Genomic DNA, 16,210 nt, shown 5'->3' on the forward strand with positions numbered 1-16,210 from the left:
GCCTGCGTCCAGAACGGCTCATATCTGGCCAATTCCAAATCGACCTTCATCGCCGCCGGCCACAAGCATCGCCAGGAAAACTCCCATGTGATCGGTGTATCGAGCATAGGAATACGAGGCGGCGAATACCGGGGAGAGGACAACGTCGTCCGCTTCAAAAAACCATACAGCAGGACGACTTAAATGCTGCTTTCCGTTTATCGATCACTGCATGACTACCGAGGTTTCATCCTCGGCAGCGTGCAGAGAGAGTTCCAGGCGCGTTATCGCAATTCACTGTTCGGCGCCCTGTGGCCGATCTTCAATCCGCTGTCGATGATCGTCATCTACACCGTGATCTTTTCCCACATCATGCACACCCGCTTACCGGGCGTGGACGACAGCATGGCCTACAGCATTTATCTATGCGCAGGTCTACTGGCGTGGGGGCTGTTTGCCGAAATCACGCTGCGCAGCCAGAACATGTTTCTGGACAACGCGAATCTGCTGAAGAAGATCAGTTTTCCGAAGGTCTGTTTGCCGGTGATCGTGCTACTCAATGCGGCGATAAATTTCGCCATCATCATCGGCTTGTTTCTGGGTTTTCTGCTCATTACCGGACGCTGGCCGGGTATGGCATTGCTGGCGCTGGTACCACTGGTTGCCCTGCAAATGATGCTCTGCGCAGGACTCGGCATGATGTTGGGCGTACTCAACGTATTCTTCCGCGATGTCGGCCAACTGTTCGGTATCTGTCTCCAGTTCTGGTTCTGGCTGACCCCGATCATTTACCCCATCACCATATTGCCGGAGCGGCTGCAGAGCCTGCTGCAATTCAACCCTCTGACCAGCCTGATGGCTAGCTACCAGAATGTGTTCGTGTACGGCCAATGGCCAATCTGGAGTTCGCTGCTTCCGACCTTCGTGATTGGCGCCGCGTTCTGCGCAATCGGTCTGTGTCTGTTTCGCCGTCAGGTCGGTGCAATGGAGGATGAGCTCTGATGGGACATATTCGTGTGACCGGGCTAGGTAAAGCCTTCAAGCAATACCCCAGTCGCTGGAGCCGTCTGGCCGAATGGATGACTCCTTTTTCAACGCTTCATCACCGCCAGCATTGGGTACTCAAGGACCTCACGTTCGAGATTCCTGCCGGCCAAGCCGTGGGCATCGTCGGGGTTAATGGCGCTGGCAAGAGTACGCTGCTGAAGATGATCACCGGCACCAATCGCCAGACTTGCGGCACCATTGAGCTTTCGGGTCGGGTGGCTGCACTACTTGAGCTGGGCATGGGATTTCACCCAGACTTTACTGGCCGGCAAAACGCTGTGATGGCTGGGCAGTTGCTCGGCTTGCATCTCGAGGAAATCAACGCATTGATGCCACAGATCGAGAGCTTCGCTGAAATCGGCGAGGCGATTGATCATCCAGTGCGCACCTACTCCAGTGGCATGCAGATGCGGCTGGCGTTCAGCGTCGCCACCGCACGCCGACCCGATATTCTGATCGTCGACGAAGCGTTGTCCGTGGGCGATACCTACTTCCAGCATAAGAGTTTTGAACGCATCCGCGGCTTCCGCGCGGCCGGCACCACCCTGCTGATCGTGTCCCACGACCGCTCGGCGATTCAATCGATCTGCGATTCGGCGATTCTGCTCGATGGTGGCCGCATGGCCATGCACGACACGCCCGAAGCAGTGATGGATTACTACAACGCCTTGCTCGCTGAACGTGAGGGCCAGACCGTTCGCCAGGAAATACTCAGCGGCGGCCAGGTACAAACTGTGTCGGGCACCGGTGAGGCCGGCATTCTGCGCGTGCGCCTGCTGGATGAATCCGACCGTTCCATCGAAGTCGCCGAAGTCGGCCAACCCGTAGTACTGGCTGTGGATGTCGAAGTGCGTCAGGACCTCGAACGTCTGGTCCTGGGGTTCATGATCAAGGATCGCCTCGGCCAGCCCATGTACGGCATCAACACCCATCGCCAGAACCAGGCACTGGAAAACGTGCGGGCCGGCGAGCGCATCACCTATCGCTTCGCGTTTGTCATGGGGCTGGGCAAAGGCAACTACTCCGTGGCCCTTAGCCTGTCGCGGCTCGACTCGCACCTGGACCGCAATTACGAATGGCGGGATCTTGGTCTGGTGTTTCATGTCATCAACAATCGACGCGAAGATTTCGTTGGTTGCTCGTGGCTCAATGCTCAGACCACGATCAACCGGCATACCGAAGTCAGCCTGCTCGAGCGCACACCATGAACCGCTTGCTAGTGGAATGCACCCATGTGTTTAAACACCCGATGGTCAACTCGGGTATTCAGCGTGTAGTGCGAAACGTCATTAATCAATTGCCCGCCAGCACCGAAGGCATCGAATGCATGCCGGTGGTGTTGCTCAATGGCCAACTCTATCGCGTGCTGCAACTCGCACCGCTCAATACGCCATTCTTCAATAAACTTGAAAACTTCGGAGAACGCCTGGAGCGCCTGGCCCATCGCCTCTGCCAATGGCATGAGCGGCGCGATGCACAATGCACCTCGAAACTGACGCGACGGATTTTGTATGTCGGCTACCGGCTGACCAGCTTCGGCGCGTTCGGCCTGCAACTGCGCCTGATTCGACGGATCAATCGCTCGCAATTGCTTAAACGTTGCACCCCGCTCCAACACCAGCCGGGGGATCAACTGCTGTTGCTGGACTCGTCCTGGCACTCGGACTTTTTCGCCCAGGTCGAGCGAATCAAACGCGACGGCGTCGGCGTGATTGCGGTGATCTACGACCTCATTCCGCTGACTCATCCACAGTTTTACGAATCCCGGCTGGTTGGGGTTTTCAGCGAGTGGTTCGACTGGATCACCCGCACGGCCGATGGCTACATGGCGATTTCCGCAACGGTACGCGATCAACTGCGTGAGGAGTTGAAGTACCGAATCGGTACCGAACGGACCGACAAATGTTGGTTCGATTTTTTTCACCTTGGCTCCGAACTTGATCTGCGAAACACCGAAGGAACCGTCGAGCCGCGCCTGAAGAAGTTGTTTATGACAACCGATCCGGTGTTCCTGATGGTGAGCACCATTGAGCCGCGCAAGAACCATGCGTATCTGCTCGACGCCTTAGAACGCGCCTGGGCCGCCGGTTCCACGGCACGGTTGTGTATCGCCGGGCAGGTCGGCTGGAAGTGCGATGCCCTGCTTGCCCGTGTGAGCAATCATCCAGAGCTTAACCGGCGCCTGTTCATGTTCAACGACCTCAGCGACACCAGCCTCGAACATGCCTACGCCCACGCCAGCGCGTTGGTGTTCCCCTCGTTCGTTGAAGGCTTTGGTTTGCCGCTGGTGGAAGCCATGCAACGCGGCCTGCCGGCGATGGGCAGCGATATTGCAGTGTTCCGCGAAATTGCCGGCGAGTTCATGGCGTATTTCGACTTGCAGGATCCGCAAAGCCTTGCCGACCTGATCAATGGCTTCCAACGCAGCGGGAAGTTCCCCGCCGCCCGCAATATTGCCGACTGGCAGTGGATCAATTGGCGTGAGGCCAGCCTGCAACTGGTCGAACGCAGCGTGCGAAATATCGTGGGAGCTCGTGCGAAGCCAACAAGACGCCGAGCACGGGCATAGGCCATTACGGAGACGAACTGCTCAACTCCTCTCGCAGCGAAGCCGTCGGCGAAAGCGTCGCTCCCCGACTGATGCCGGGATTCAACGCTGGCGGAAGCTGCCTGCAAGGCTATCGGCAATTGATGCCACTGCTGCGACAGATTCCAGATGCCTGTCAGTGGTGAAAACGACTGATTCGAAATCCGCAAAAATTCGTCGCAGGAAAGTAGCTACAGATCCAGTACCAGCGGCTGATTGCTTTGTGCCGGAACTGCACAACAAATCAGCACGTGCCCCGCTTCCGGAATATCCGCCGGCACCTGTGGATAATTCACCGCACCACTGACCAGCCGGGTCTTGCAGGTACCGCACGAACCACCGCGGCAACTGAACTCCGGACGCAATCCGCGGCTTTCCGCCAACTCCAGCAAACTCCCGCCATCGGGCTGCCAGCGCGCCTCTTTTGCCGAACGCTCGAACACCACCGGCACCGAAGTGGTCGCCGCAGGCGGTTGTTCGATGACAATCGCGTCCGGATCGGCCTGACGTTTCAGCGTCGACGGGCCAAAGGTTTCCGCGTGAATCTGCGCGTCGCGCACATCCAGTTCGCGCAGGGTGTCGTACAACCCTTGGGTAAAACCACCAGGGCCACAGAGCACAAAGTCGAGCTGATCGAAATCCTCGGCCTCCAGCAGGTTCCTCAGCACCGCGCCGTCGATGCGCCCATGCACATCGAAATCCTCGCCCTCTTGCAGATCGGCTTCCGGCTGGCTGAGCAAACGCAGCACTCGTACAGAATCGCCTGCGGTTTCGAGCAAACGATCCAGCTCCTTTCGAAATGGCTGATCCGCCAGACTGCGCGAACTCTGCAGCAACAACGTCGGACGAATCCCCCGCGTGCGCAAGCCCTGGTACACAACCTCGCGCAACATCGACAGCAACGGCGTGATGCCGACCCCGGCAGCCAGCAGCACCAACGGTCGCTGTTCCAGCGGCGCCACGGTGAAATGCCCCTGCGGCGCCCGCGCCTCGAGCACATCACCAACGCGAATCTGCTCATGCAGGTGCGAGGAAATCAGCCCTTCGCGCTTCACGCTGATCCGGTAGAAACCATCCGATGGCGCACTCGAAAGACTATAGGTACGGATATGCACCTCACCGTCCAGGGTGAAACGCAGTGGCAAATGCTGGCCCGCGAGAAACACCGGCAAACCGGCGCCATCGGTTGGCTCCAGATAGATTGAACGGATGCTGCGGCTTTCCGCCTCAATCTTCGCCACGCGCAACGGCCGCCATTGATTGCCCAGCGCCTGCGCCTGCAAACGCGCATCGGCTTCGGCCCAGTTACCGGTCAAAAGACTGGTCGGCGACATGCCGTCGAAGCGCCAGCGCAATGCCAGGGCTGCGGGGCGCCGCACCAGTTTTTCCACCTCAAATGTCCACAGCCGTTCCGCACCTTGAAAGGCTTCGATCTGCGGGTCATCGAGAAGGATCTCGGTACGCCCGCTGAGTTGCAGCAGATCACCTGTGGAAAAGTCGATGAACAGCAAGCCGGCCTTGGGATTGAGCAGCAGATTGCCGAGGGTGTTGAAATGCAGATTGCCGGCAAAGTCAGGGATGGTAAGACGATTGCCTTTCACACGGACGAAACCGGCCTGGCCACCCCGGTGGGAAACATCCACCGCACGCTGGCCCTCGACATCCACATAACTGGCGACGAAAAACGTATCGGCGCCAGTGATCAGCGCAACGGCCGCGTCATCGAGGCCGTGCAGATGCTCAGCCGGGCGTGTCCGCGGATCCGTCAGCGGCACCCGCTGAAACTGGCGCAGTTGAATGTATTGCGGGCAGTTGCCGAAGGCCTGATCCACGCTTACTTCAAAACCATCAGCGCTCAGATTGCCGACATGGCCGTTGAGGCGATTGCGCCGGCGGGTATGCAATTCGATGCCGAGTAAACCGATCGGCTCGCCATTGCGCAGTTGCGCCGGGTCATCGGCAGCAGGCTGGCTGGCGAAATGCAAATGCTCGGGATCCGGCGAACGGGCAAACCCCGGCGCACCTTCGAGCACACTGGCCCACGGCATCCCCTGCGCATCGACTGCGCCGTACAGCATGAAAGGCAGTTGCTGATAGAACTCTCGGTGCTGATCCGGCATCCAGGTGCGAATCACCTTACGCCCGAAGGCTTCCATACGATCGGCAACGCCGACATGGGCCTGCAATTGCTGTTCGCCAGCGTGCCACGGTGAACGTTCCATCACGACCTCTCCCCTGCACCGTCGGCGCAGTGTCGATTGCGAAAATCAGGCAGTGGTTTGCAGACCGGCAACCGTACGCGGCATGCCGACGAAACCAGGCAAGGCTTCAACCCGCGCCAGCCAGGCGCGGACGTTAGCGTAGTCGTCCAGTGACACGTTGCCTTCCGGTGCGTGGGCGATGTAACTGTAGGCAGAAACGTCGGCAATGGTCGGTTCGTCGCCGGCCAGGTACGCGGTTTTGCCCAACTCGATGTCCATCACTTTGAGCAGGTTGTGCGCCCGGGTGATTGCCTCGTCCGCATTCAGTTGTGCGCCAAACACCGTGACCAGTCGCGCTGCAGCGGGCCCGAAAGCGATCGGTCCGGCTGAGGCCGACAACCAGCGCTGCACCCGTGCGGCGCCGACCGGGTCGGTTGGCAGCCAACGGCCATGGCCGTATTTCTGCGCCAGATACACCAGAATCGCGTTGGAGTCGGCCAGCACCACACCGTCGTCATCGATGGCCGGCACCTGGCCGAAACTGTTGATCGCCAGATACGCCGGCTGCTTGTGCTCTCCTTTGGCCAGATCGACGAAGATCAGCTCGGTCGGCAGTTGCAACAGGGACAACATCAGCTCGACACGGTGGGCGTGGCCGGAACGTGGAAAGTTGTAGAGTTTGATCGCTTGCATGGTCGACTCCGCTGAACAGTGGCGCCGCTGCGAGGATGAGAGCGCCGATGGAGGCCATCTTGCGCTGATCGCGAAAACAACAGAATCACCAGCAACTGCAATCGATTATTTCATCGGGTGCAATAACGCAGCGCCTTTCAAAGCAGGATGTTCGCGCAAAGCGTTGGCGGTGAAATCGACAAAACTGCGGATCCGCGCAGGCGCCTTGCGCCCTCCCTGATACACCACATGGATCGGCAATGTCGGCAGTTCAAATTCAGCGAGGACGATTTCCAGCTCACCGGTCGCGATTTTGCTGGCAACTTGATAAGACAGCACCCGAGTCAAGCCCAGCCCCATGCAGGCTGCGGTAATCGCTGCCTGATTGGCGGTCACGATCAGACGCGGCTCAGGACGCACGCTAAGCGGTTCACCCGCGTCGAGAAACGGCCAACTGCGTTGCTGGCCAATCGCTGAAGTCGCCACCACTGGCGCGCCCGCCAACGCGTGGGGATGAGCCGGTCGGCCATATTTGGCAAAGTAGTCCGGCGAGCCGCAAATGACCCTACGCACCTCACCCACGCGAACAGCATGCTGACTGCTGTCCGGCAGATCACCGATGCGCACCGCCACATCGATGCCCTCCTCGACCATGTTGACGATCCGATCAACCAGTACCGCATTGATCGTGACATCCGGATACTGCGCCAGATAACGCGCCATCAGCGGCGTCACAAACAAATCACCGAACAACACCGGCGCTGTGACCGTCAGTTGCCCACGCGGCTCGGCATGACTGCCCGCTGCCGAATCCTCGGCTTCCTGCACCTCAGCGAGAATCCTCCGACAATCCTCCAGATAACGCTGCCCGGCTTCGCTCAAATGCACACTGCGCGTAGTACGAATCAGCAACTGCGTGCCGATGCGCAACTCCAGCGCCGCCACCGCACGCGTGACGCTGGCCGCTGACAAACCCAGACGCCGCGCGGCAGAGGAGAAGCCTTGCTCTTGGGCGACGGTGGTGAAGATGTGCATTTCCTGGAAGCGGTCCATGGTGCCTCTCGAGTCAGATACAAAAATCGCAGCCGAAGCTGCGATTTTTTGTGCGTAGGTCAGCTGTGGATAACTTATTCCACCGTCACCGACTTCGCCAGGTTACGCGGCTGATCGACGTCCGTGCCCTTGAGTACCGCCACGTAGTACGACAGCAACTGCAGCGGAATCGTGTAGAGGATCGGCGAGAGGATGTCGTGGATGTGCGGCATCTGCACCACGTGGGTGCCTTCGCCGTTGGTCATCCCGGCTTTCTCATCGGCGAATACGATCAGTTCACCGCCACGGGCACGGACTTCCTGCAGGTTGGATTTGAGCTTTTCCAGCAGTTCGTTGTTCGGCGCGACGGTAACCACCGGCATATCGTTATCCACAAGCGCCAGCGGGCCGTGTTTCAGTTCGCCGGCCGGGTAGGCTTCGGCGTGGATGTAGGAGATTTCCTTGAGTTTCAAGGCGCCTTCCATTGCTACCGGGAATTGCGCACCACGACCGAGAAATAGCGTGTGGTTCTTCTCGGCGAACAGCTCGGCGATTTTTTCCACGGTGCTGTCCATGGCCAATGCTTCACCGAGACGGGTTGGCAGACGACGCAGTTCCTCGACCAGACGCGCTTCAACGCCCTCGGCTAACGTCCCGCGTACTTGACCCAGCGACAGAGTCAGCAGCAACAGGCCGACCAGTTGCGTGGTGAAGGCTTTAGTCGAGGCGACGCCGATTTCGCGGCCGGCCTGGGTCAGCAGGGTCAGGTCGGATTCGCGCACCAGCGAGCTGATGCCAACGTTGCAGATGGCCAGGCTGGCGAGGAAGCCCAGTTCCTTGGCATTGCGCAGCGCCGCCAGGGTGTCGGCGGTTTCGCCGGACTGCGAGATGGTCACGAATAAGGTGTCCGGCTGCACCACCACTTTGCGGTAGCGGAATTCGCTGGCGACTTCGACTTGGCACGGAATGCCGGCCAATTCTTCGAGCCAGTACCGCGCGACCAGACCCGCGTGATAACTGGTGCCGCACGCGACGATCTGCACGTTGCGGACTTTGGCGAACAGTTCGGCCGCTTGTGGGCCGAACGCTTGCACCAGCACCTGATCGTTGCTCAGGCGACCTTCGAGGGTTCGTTGTACAACGGCCGGTTGCTCGTGGATTTCCTTGAGCATGTAGTGGCGGTATTCACCTTTGTCGGCAGCTTCAGCACCATCGCTGTACTGCACGGTCTGGCGCTCGACGGCATTGCCGTTGATGTCCCAGATCTGCACGTTATCGCGGCGAATTTCGGCGATATCGCCTTCTTCCAGATACATGAACCGGTCGGTGACCTGACGCAGGGCCAATTGGTCAGAGGCGAGGAAATTCTCGCCCAGACCCAGACCGATCACCAATGGGCTGCCACTGCGCGCGGCGACCAGACGATCAGGCTGTTTGGCATTGATCACCGCCAGACCGTAAGCACCGTGCAATTCCTTCACCGTCGCTTTTAGCGCAACGCTCAGGTCTGGCTGGTCCTTGAGCTTGTGGTTGAGCAGATGGGCGATAACTTCGGTGTCGGTATCCGAAGTAAACACGTAACCCAGCGCTTTCAGTTGTTCGCGCAGGGCTTCGTGGTTTTCGATGATGCCGTTGTGCACCACCGCGATGTCGCCGGAGAAATGCGGGTGTGCGTTACGCTCGCAAGGAGCGCCGTGGGTGGCCCAACGGGTGTGAGCAATGCCGAGACGGCCCACCAGTGGGTGTTCGGCCAGCGCCGCTTCGAGCTCGCTGACTTTACCCGGGCGACGCATGCGCTCGAGGGTTTCGTCGTTGGTGAAGACCGCGACACCGGCGCTGTCGTAGCCGCGGTATTCAAGGCGCTTGAGGCCTTCGAGCAGGATGGCGGTGATATTACGTTCAGCAACTGCGCCGACAATTCCACACATGCTTATTTCTCCTGACTGACAGCCGCGCAAATCACGGTGATACCGCGGGCCTGTATCTGATCGCGCGCTTCGATAGGCAGGCGATCATCGGTAATGAGGGTATGGACGCTGCTCCACGGCAGTTCCAGATTGGGAATCTTGCGACCGATCTTGTCGGCCTCGACCATGACGATGACTTCTCGCGCCACCTCGGCCATGACCCGGCTCAGTCCCAGCAATTCATTGAAAGTCGTCGTGCCGCGCACCAGATCGATACCGTCGGCGCCAATGAACAACTGGTCGAAGTCGTAAGAGCGTAGTACCTGCTCGGCGACCTGGCCCTGAAAGGATTCCGAATGCGGATCCCAGGTGCCGCCAGTCATCAACAGCACAGGCTCGTGTTCGAGTTCGCTCAAGGCATTGGCGACGTGCAGGGAATTGGTCATCACCACCAAACCCGGCTGCTGGCCAAGTTCGGGGATCATCGCGGCAGTGGTGCTACCGCTGTCGATGATGATGCGCGCGTGCTCGCGGATGCGTTTCACCGCCGCGCGGGCGATGGCCTGTTTGTACTTGGAAACGCTCTGCGCGGTTTCCGCGACCAGTTCCTGCGGCATGGTGATCGCCCCGCCGTAGCGGCGCAGCAACAGACCGTGGCTTTCCAGCGCGGCGAGATCCTTGCGAATCGTAACTTCCGAGGTTTCGAAGCGCTTGGCCAGTTCATCCACACTGACTTCGCCCTGCTCGTTGAGCAAGGCGAGGATGTTGTGGCGGCGTTGCGGCGTGTTGCGTTTCGACATGGCGACTTAAGTTTCGTTTCGAAAGATAACGGAAGCAATCAAAACCTATCGGCTCTAAATCGTCAAGCTGTCACCCAAAAAAAATCGCAGCCTTCAACATTCCCGTAGGAGCTGCCGAAGGCTGCGATCTCTTGATCTTCAAAAAACCGCTGTGGATAACTCAGCTCTTCTTGATCTTCTCCGGCCGCTTCCAGCCGTCGATATTTCTCTGCCGCGCTCGGCCCACGGCCAACTGCGCGTTATCCACATTCTGCGTAATCGTCGAGCCGGCCGCCGTGGATGCACCGTCGGAGATATCCACAGGCGCGACCAGCGAATTATTGGAACCGATGAACACATCTGCACCCAGCACGGTTTTCCACTTGTTGGCGCCATCGTAGTTGCAGGTGATGGTGCCGGCGCCGATGTTGGTACGGGCACCGATCTCGGCATCGCCCAGATAAGTCAGGTGTCCCGCCTTGGCGCCTTCGCCCATGCGGGCATTTTTCAGCTCAACGAAGTTACCCACATGTGCGCCCGCTTCAAGCACGGTGCCTGGACGCAGACGCGCGAACGGGCCGGCATCACTGCCCTCGCCCAGTACGGCACCTTCGATATGACTGTTGGCTTTGATGACCACGCCTTTGCGCAGGGTGCTGTCCTTGATCACGCAGTTCGGGCCGATCACCACGTCATCTTCGATGACAACGTTGCCTTCGAGGATCACGTTGATGTCAATCAGCACATCGCGACCGACGGTCACTTCACCACGCACGTCAAAGCGCGCCGGGTCACGCAGGGTGACGCCTTGCGTCATCAACCGACGACCAGCGCGCAACTGGTAATGACGCTCCAGCTCAGACAGTTGCTTGCGATCGTTGGCGCCCTGCACTTCCATTGGGTCGTGCGGTTGCTCGGTGGCGACCACCAGACCATCACTGACAGCCATCTCGATCACGTCGGTCAGGTAGTACTCGCCCTGCGCATTGTTGTTCGACAGACGGCTCATCCAGTCAGCCAGACGATTGGCCGGGACAGCAAGAATGCCGGTGTTGCCTTCAGTAATTGCGCGTTGCGCTTCGCTGGCATCTTTGTGCTCAACGATTGCGGCCACCTTACCGTCGATATCGCGCACGATGCGGCCGTAACCGGTCGGGTCATCCAGCTCGACGGTGAGCAAGCCCATCTGTCCAGGCACGACGTGCTTGAGCAGACGCTGCAGGGTTTCGACTTCGATCAGCGGCACGTCCCCGTAGAGGATCAGCACGGTGTCGGCAGTAATGAACGGCACCGCTTGAGCGGTGGCGTGGCCGGTGCCGAGTTGCTTGTCCTGCAGGACGAAATTCAGATCGTCGGCAGCCAGTCGCTCGCGCACCACGTCGGCGCCGTGACCGATCACCACATGAATGCGTTGCGGATCAAGTTGCCGGGCGCTGTGGATAACATGACCCAGCATGGAGTTGCCGGCAATCGGATGCAGCACTTTCGGCAGTGCCGAACGCATACGAGTGCCTTGACCGGCCGCGAGGATAACGATTTCAAGAGACATGACTGGCTACCAATCCTGGGTGGTCAGCAACTGCGACCGGGTTTCGGGAATTCGGAAAAGAAAAAAGGGTAGCCGAGGCTACCCTTTTTTATCAATCGCACAACAAGCGGCTGACGGATTAACCGCCAAACTTCTTGCGGATCTGCTGGACGGTGCGCAGCTGAGCTGCAGCCTCGGCCAGACGTGCGGACGCAGCTCCGTAGTCGAAATCTGCGCTCTTCTCGTGCAGAGCAGCTTCGGCAGCCTTGAGAGCTGCCTGGGCTTGAGCTTCATCCAGGTCGGCGGCGCGTTGCACGGTATCGGCAAGCACCTTGACCATGTTCGGCTGAACCTCGAGGAAACCACCGGAGATGTAGAACACCTCGGCTTCCCCGCCTTGCTTGATCAGGCGGATCGGACCTGGCTTCAGATTAGTGATCAGCGGCGCGTGACCCAGAGCGATACCAAGATCACCCAGTGCACCGTGCGCAATCACCATCTCGACCAGGCCGGAAAAGATTTCCCCTTCCGCGCTGACGATATCGCAATGGACTGTCATAGCCATCTGATTGCCTCAACCTAAATTAGCGCCCGTTGCCGGGCGCCGGGATTACAGTTTCTTGGCTTTCTCGATCGCTTCTTCGATGCCGCCAACCATGTAGAACGCTTGTTCTGGCAGGTGGTCGTAGTCACCGTTGAGGATGCCTTTGAAGCCAGCAATAGTGTCTTTCAGGGAAACGTATTTACCCGAAGCACCGGTGAAGACTTCAGCCACGAAGAACGGCTGCGACAAGAAGCGCTGGATCTTACGAGCACGGTTTACCAACTGCTTGTCGGCTTCCGACAGCTCGTCCATACCCAGGATCGCGATGATGTCCTTCAGCTCTTTGTAACGTTGCAGAACGTACTGAACGCCGCGAGCGGTGTCGTAGTGGTCCTGGCCGATTACGTTCGGGTCCAGCTGGCGCGAAGTCGAATCCAGTGGATCTACCGCTGGGTAGATACCCAGGGAAGCGATGTCACGGGACAGAACGACGGTGGCGTCCAAGTGGGCGAAGGTGGTCGCTGGCGACGGGTCGGTCAAGTCATCCGCAGGTACGTATACCGCTTGGATCGAAGTGATCGAACCTTCCTTGGTCGAAGTGATACGTTCTTGCAGAACGCCCATCTCTTCAGCCAGGGTCGGCTGGTAACCTACTGCCGAAGGCATACGGCCCAGCAGTGCGGATACTTCAGTACCGGCCAGGGTGTAACGATAGATGTTGTCGACGAACAGCAGAACGTCGTTACCTTCGTCACGGAACTTCTCGGCCATGGTCAGGCCGGTCAGTGCTACGCGCAGACGGTTACCCGGCGGCTCGTTCATCTGACCGTAAACCAGTGCCACTTTGTCCAGAACGTTGGAATCCTTCATCTCGTGGTAGAAGTCGTTACCCTCACGAGTACGCTCACCCACACCGGCGAACACGGAATAACCGCTGTGCTCGATGGCGATGTTACGGATCAGTTCCATCATGTTTACGGTTTTGCCTACACCGGCACCACCGAACAGACCGACTTTACCGCCTTTGGCAAACGGGCAAACCAGGTCGATAACCTTGATGCCGGTTTCCAGCAGGTCGTTGCCGCCTGCTTGCTCAGCGAACGAAGGCGCTGGACGGTGAATGCCCCAACGCTCTTCGGTGTCGATCGGGCCAGCTTCGTCGATCGGGTTACCGAGGACGTCCATGATCCGGCCCAGGGTCGCTTTACCGACCGGTACGGAGATGGCTGCGCCAGAGTCGGTAACTTCCAGACCGCGCTTCAAGCCCTCGGTGGAACCCATCGCAATGGTGCGAACCACGCCGTCGCCCAGCTGTTGCTGAACTTCCAGAGTGGTTTCAGCCGCGCTCACTACTTTCAGCGCGTTGTAGATGCTCGGTACGCTGTCGCGTGGAAATTCCACGTCGATAACGGCGCCGATGATTTGAACGATACGTCCGCTACTCATAGCTGGATCCTCTGAATATTTGAACCGTTAAACCGCGGCAGCGCCGCCGACGATTTCCGAGATCTCTTGGGTGATCGCAGCCTGACGCGCCTTGTTGTAGATCAGCTGCAAATCGCTGATCAAATCACCGGCGTTGTCGGTAGCGTTCTTCATCGCGATCATCCGCGCAGCTTGTTCAGCCGCGTTGTTCTCGACCACCGCCTGGTAGACCTGCGACTCAACGTAGCGGACCATCAAGCCGTCAAGCAGCTCTTTGGCATCCGGTTCGTAGAGATAGTCCCAGTGGTGCTTGAGATCCTGATCCGGGGTTGCCACCAGTGGAATCAACTGCTCCACGGTAGGCTGTTGCGTCATGGTGTTGATGAACTTGTTGGACACCACGGACAGGCGGTCAATACGGCCGTCCAGGTAGGCATCCAGCATCACCTTGACGCTGCCGATCAGATCATTGATCGACGGCTCTTCACCCAGGTGGCTGATAGCTGCAACGACGTTACCGCCGAAGTTGCGGAAAAAGGCCGCACCCTTGCTACCAACGACACACAGATCAATCTCGACGCCGTTTTCGCGGTTTACCGCCATGTCCTTGACCAGGGCCTTGAACAGGTTGGTGTTCAAGCCGCCGCACAGACCACGGTCACTGCTCACCACAACATAACCAACGCGCTTGATTTCGCGGTCGATCATGAACGGGTGGCGGTATTCCGGGTTGGCGTTGGCCAGATGCCCAATAACCTGGCGGATACGCTCCGCATAAGGACGGCTAGCAGCCATGCGCATTTGTGCCTTGCGCATTTTGCTGACCGCCACTTTTTCCATGGCGCTGGTAATCTTTTGCGTGCTTTTGATGCTCGCAATCTTACTGCGAATCTCTTTTGCGCCTGCCATGTAACACCTATCAGGTTAGCAAGCGGGAGCCTCGCGGCTCCCGCTGCGGCTTACCAGGTTTGGGTGGCCTTGAACTTCTCGATACCGGCTTTCATGCCAGCGTCGATTTCGTCATTGAAGTCACCTTTAACGTTGATCTTGGCCATCAAATCGGCGTGATCGCGGTTGAAGAAAGCAATCAGCGCTTGTTCGAAGCTGCCGATCTTGGCGATTTCAATGTCAGTCAGGAACCCACGCTCAGCGGCATACAGCGACAGCGCCATGTCAGCGATCGACATTGGTGCGTATTGCTTCTGCTTCATCAGCTCGGTAACGCGCTGACCATGCTCAAGTTGCTTACGGGTCGCTTCGTCCAGGTCAGAAGCGAACTGGGCGAATGCCGCCAGTTCACGGTACTGAGCCAGAGCGGTACGGATACCACCGGACAGCTTCTTGATGATCTTGGTCTGAGCGGCACCACCCACACGGGATACCGAAACACCGGCGTTCACTGCAGGACGGATGCCCGAGTTGAACATGGCCGATTCCAGGAAGATCTGACCGTCGGTGATGGAAATCACGTTGGTCGGAACGAACGCGGAAACGTCGCCAGCCTGGGTTTCGATGATCGGCAGTGCGGTCAGGGAACCGGTTTTGCCGGTCACTGCGCCGTTGGTGAACTTCTCTACGTATTCTTCCGAAACGCGGGATGCGCGCTCCAGCAGACGGGAGTGGAGATAGAACACGTCGCCTGGGTAAGCTTCACGGCCTGGTGGACGGCGCAGCAGCAGGGAAATCTGGCGGTAAGCCACTGCTTGCTTGGACAGATCGTCATAAACGATCAGCGCGTCTTCACCGCGGTCGCGGAAGAATTCACCCATGGTGCAACCGGAGTACGGTGCCAGGAATTGCAGCGCAGGAGATTCCGAAGCACTGGCAGCCACGATGATCGTGTTGGCCAGGGCGCCGTTTTCTTCCAGCTTGCGAACCACGTTGGCGATGGTCGATTGCTTCTGACCGATAGCTACGTAGACGCAGAAAATGCCGCTGTCTTTCTGGTTGATGATCGCGTCGATCGCCAGAGCGGTTTTACCGATCTGACGGTCACCGATGATCAGCTCACGCTGGCCACGGCCGACAGGGATCATGGCATCGACAGCCTTGTAGCCAGTCTGTACAGGCTGGTCTACCGACTTACGCCAGATCACGCCCGGTGCAACTTTCTCGACCGCGTCGGTCTCGGTGTTGCCCAGTGGACCTTTGCCGTCAACAGGGTTACCCAGTGCGTCGACTACGCGACCCAGCAGTTCCTTACCAACCGGAACTTCGAGGATGCGGCCAGTGCACTTGGCGCTCATGCCTTCAGCCAGAGACTGGTAAGCGCCCAGTACAACGGCACCTACGGAGTCTTGCTCCAGGTTGAGGGCCATACCGTAGACGCCGCCCGGAAACTCGATCATCTCGCCGTACATAACGTCGGCCAGACCGTGAATCCGCACGATGCCGTCAGATACGCTGACGACAGTGCCTTCGTTACGGGCTTGGGAGGTCACATCGAGCTTGTCGATGCGGCCCTTGATAATTTCACTTATTTCGGAAGGATTGAGTTGCTGCATTGCTC

Annotated in this window: 14 protein-coding genes; 4 read left to right on the forward strand and 10 right to left on the reverse strand. The window is 58.6% G+C overall.

Annotated features, from left to right (window positions below):
• Nucleotides 1-24: 24 nt before the first annotated feature.
• From J0G10_RS30225 to J0G10_RS00845, 4 genes are read left to right on the forward strand one after another with little or no spacing between them, the layout of a single operon-like run.
• Nucleotides 25-183, forward strand: a complete 159-nt coding sequence (locus tag J0G10_RS30225; protein WP_371857735.1) for a cupin domain-containing protein — start codon at nt 25-27, stop codon at nt 181-183.
• A complete protein-coding gene (locus J0G10_RS00835) occupies nt 184-981 on the forward strand; it encodes an ABC transporter permease (protein WP_095049590.1) in 798 nt (265 codons plus the stop codon).
• Nucleotides 981-2,234, forward strand: a complete 1,254-nt coding sequence (locus J0G10_RS00840; protein ID WP_220557219.1) for an ABC transporter ATP-binding protein — start codon at nt 981-983, stop codon at nt 2,232-2,234. Before J0G10_RS00835 ends, J0G10_RS00840 begins: the two co-directional genes overlap by 1 nt.
• On the forward strand, nt 2,231-3,595 hold the full coding sequence (locus J0G10_RS00845; protein WP_095049588.1) for a glycosyltransferase family 4 protein: 1,365 nt from the start codon (nt 2,231-2,233) through the stop codon (nt 3,593-3,595). Before J0G10_RS00840 ends, J0G10_RS00845 begins: the two co-directional genes overlap by 4 nt.
• A 209-nt stretch (nt 3,596-3,804) precedes the next feature.
• Here J0G10_RS00845 and J0G10_RS00850 read toward each other — a convergent pair whose 3' ends face one another.
• The 10 genes from J0G10_RS00850 to atpA form a co-directional block, all read right to left on the reverse strand.
• On the reverse strand, nt 3,805-5,835 hold the full coding sequence (locus J0G10_RS00850) for a pyridoxamine 5'-phosphate oxidase family protein (protein ID WP_220557220.1): 2,031 nt from the start codon (nt 5,833-5,835) through the stop codon (nt 3,805-3,807).
• A gap of 45 nt (nt 5,836-5,880) precedes the next feature.
• Nucleotides 5,881-6,507 (reverse strand): glutathione S-transferase family protein, encoded by a 627-nt coding sequence (locus tag J0G10_RS00855; RefSeq protein ID WP_220557221.1) that lies wholly within the window; start codon nt 6,505-6,507, stop codon nt 5,881-5,883.
• 105 nt (nt 6,508-6,612) lie between these two features.
• A complete protein-coding gene (locus tag J0G10_RS00860; RefSeq protein WP_093429557.1) occupies nt 6,613-7,539 on the reverse strand; it encodes a LysR family transcriptional regulator in 927 nt (308 codons plus the stop codon).
• Nucleotides 7,540-7,613: 74 nt separating this feature from the next.
• Entirely contained in the window at nt 7,614-9,446 is a 1,833-nt protein-coding gene (gene glmS, locus J0G10_RS00865; protein WP_220557222.1) for a glutamine--fructose-6-phosphate transaminase (isomerizing), read from the reverse strand.
• 2 nt (nt 9,447-9,448) lie between these two features.
• A complete protein-coding gene (locus J0G10_RS00870; RefSeq protein WP_007911964.1) occupies nt 9,449-10,225 on the reverse strand; it encodes a DeoR/GlpR family DNA-binding transcription regulator in 777 nt (258 codons plus the stop codon).
• Nucleotides 10,226-10,385: 160 nt separating this feature from the next.
• Nucleotides 10,386-11,753 (reverse strand): bifunctional UDP-N-acetylglucosamine diphosphorylase/glucosamine-1-phosphate N-acetyltransferase GlmU, encoded by a 1,368-nt coding sequence (gene glmU / locus J0G10_RS00875; protein WP_095125081.1) that lies wholly within the window; start codon nt 11,751-11,753, stop codon nt 10,386-10,388.
• A gap of 118 nt (nt 11,754-11,871) precedes the next feature.
• Nucleotides 11,872-12,297 (reverse strand): F0F1 ATP synthase subunit epsilon, encoded by a 426-nt coding sequence (locus tag J0G10_RS00880; RefSeq protein WP_007954164.1) that lies wholly within the window; start codon nt 12,295-12,297, stop codon nt 11,872-11,874.
• A 45-nt stretch (nt 12,298-12,342) separates the two neighbouring features.
• Nucleotides 12,343-13,722: a F0F1 ATP synthase subunit beta gene (gene atpD, locus J0G10_RS00885; protein WP_007911961.1), complete on the reverse strand. Its 1,380-nt coding sequence runs from the start codon at nt 13,720-13,722 to the stop codon at nt 12,343-12,345.
• A 27-nt stretch (nt 13,723-13,749) separates the two neighbouring features.
• Entirely contained in the window at nt 13,750-14,610 is an 861-nt protein-coding gene (gene atpG, locus J0G10_RS00890) for a F0F1 ATP synthase subunit gamma (RefSeq protein WP_007911960.1), read from the reverse strand.
• A 50-nt stretch (nt 14,611-14,660) separates the two neighbouring features.
• Nucleotides 14,661-16,205, reverse strand: a complete 1,545-nt coding sequence (gene atpA / locus J0G10_RS00895; RefSeq protein WP_016984064.1) for a F0F1 ATP synthase subunit alpha — start codon at nt 16,203-16,205, stop codon at nt 14,661-14,663.
• Nucleotides 16,206-16,210: the final 5 nt, after the last annotated feature.

The sequence above is a fragment of the Pseudomonas germanica genome, assembly GCF_019614655.1.
Taxonomy (GTDB): domain Bacteria; phylum Pseudomonadota; class Gammaproteobacteria; order Pseudomonadales; family Pseudomonadaceae; genus Aquipseudomonas; species Aquipseudomonas neuropathica.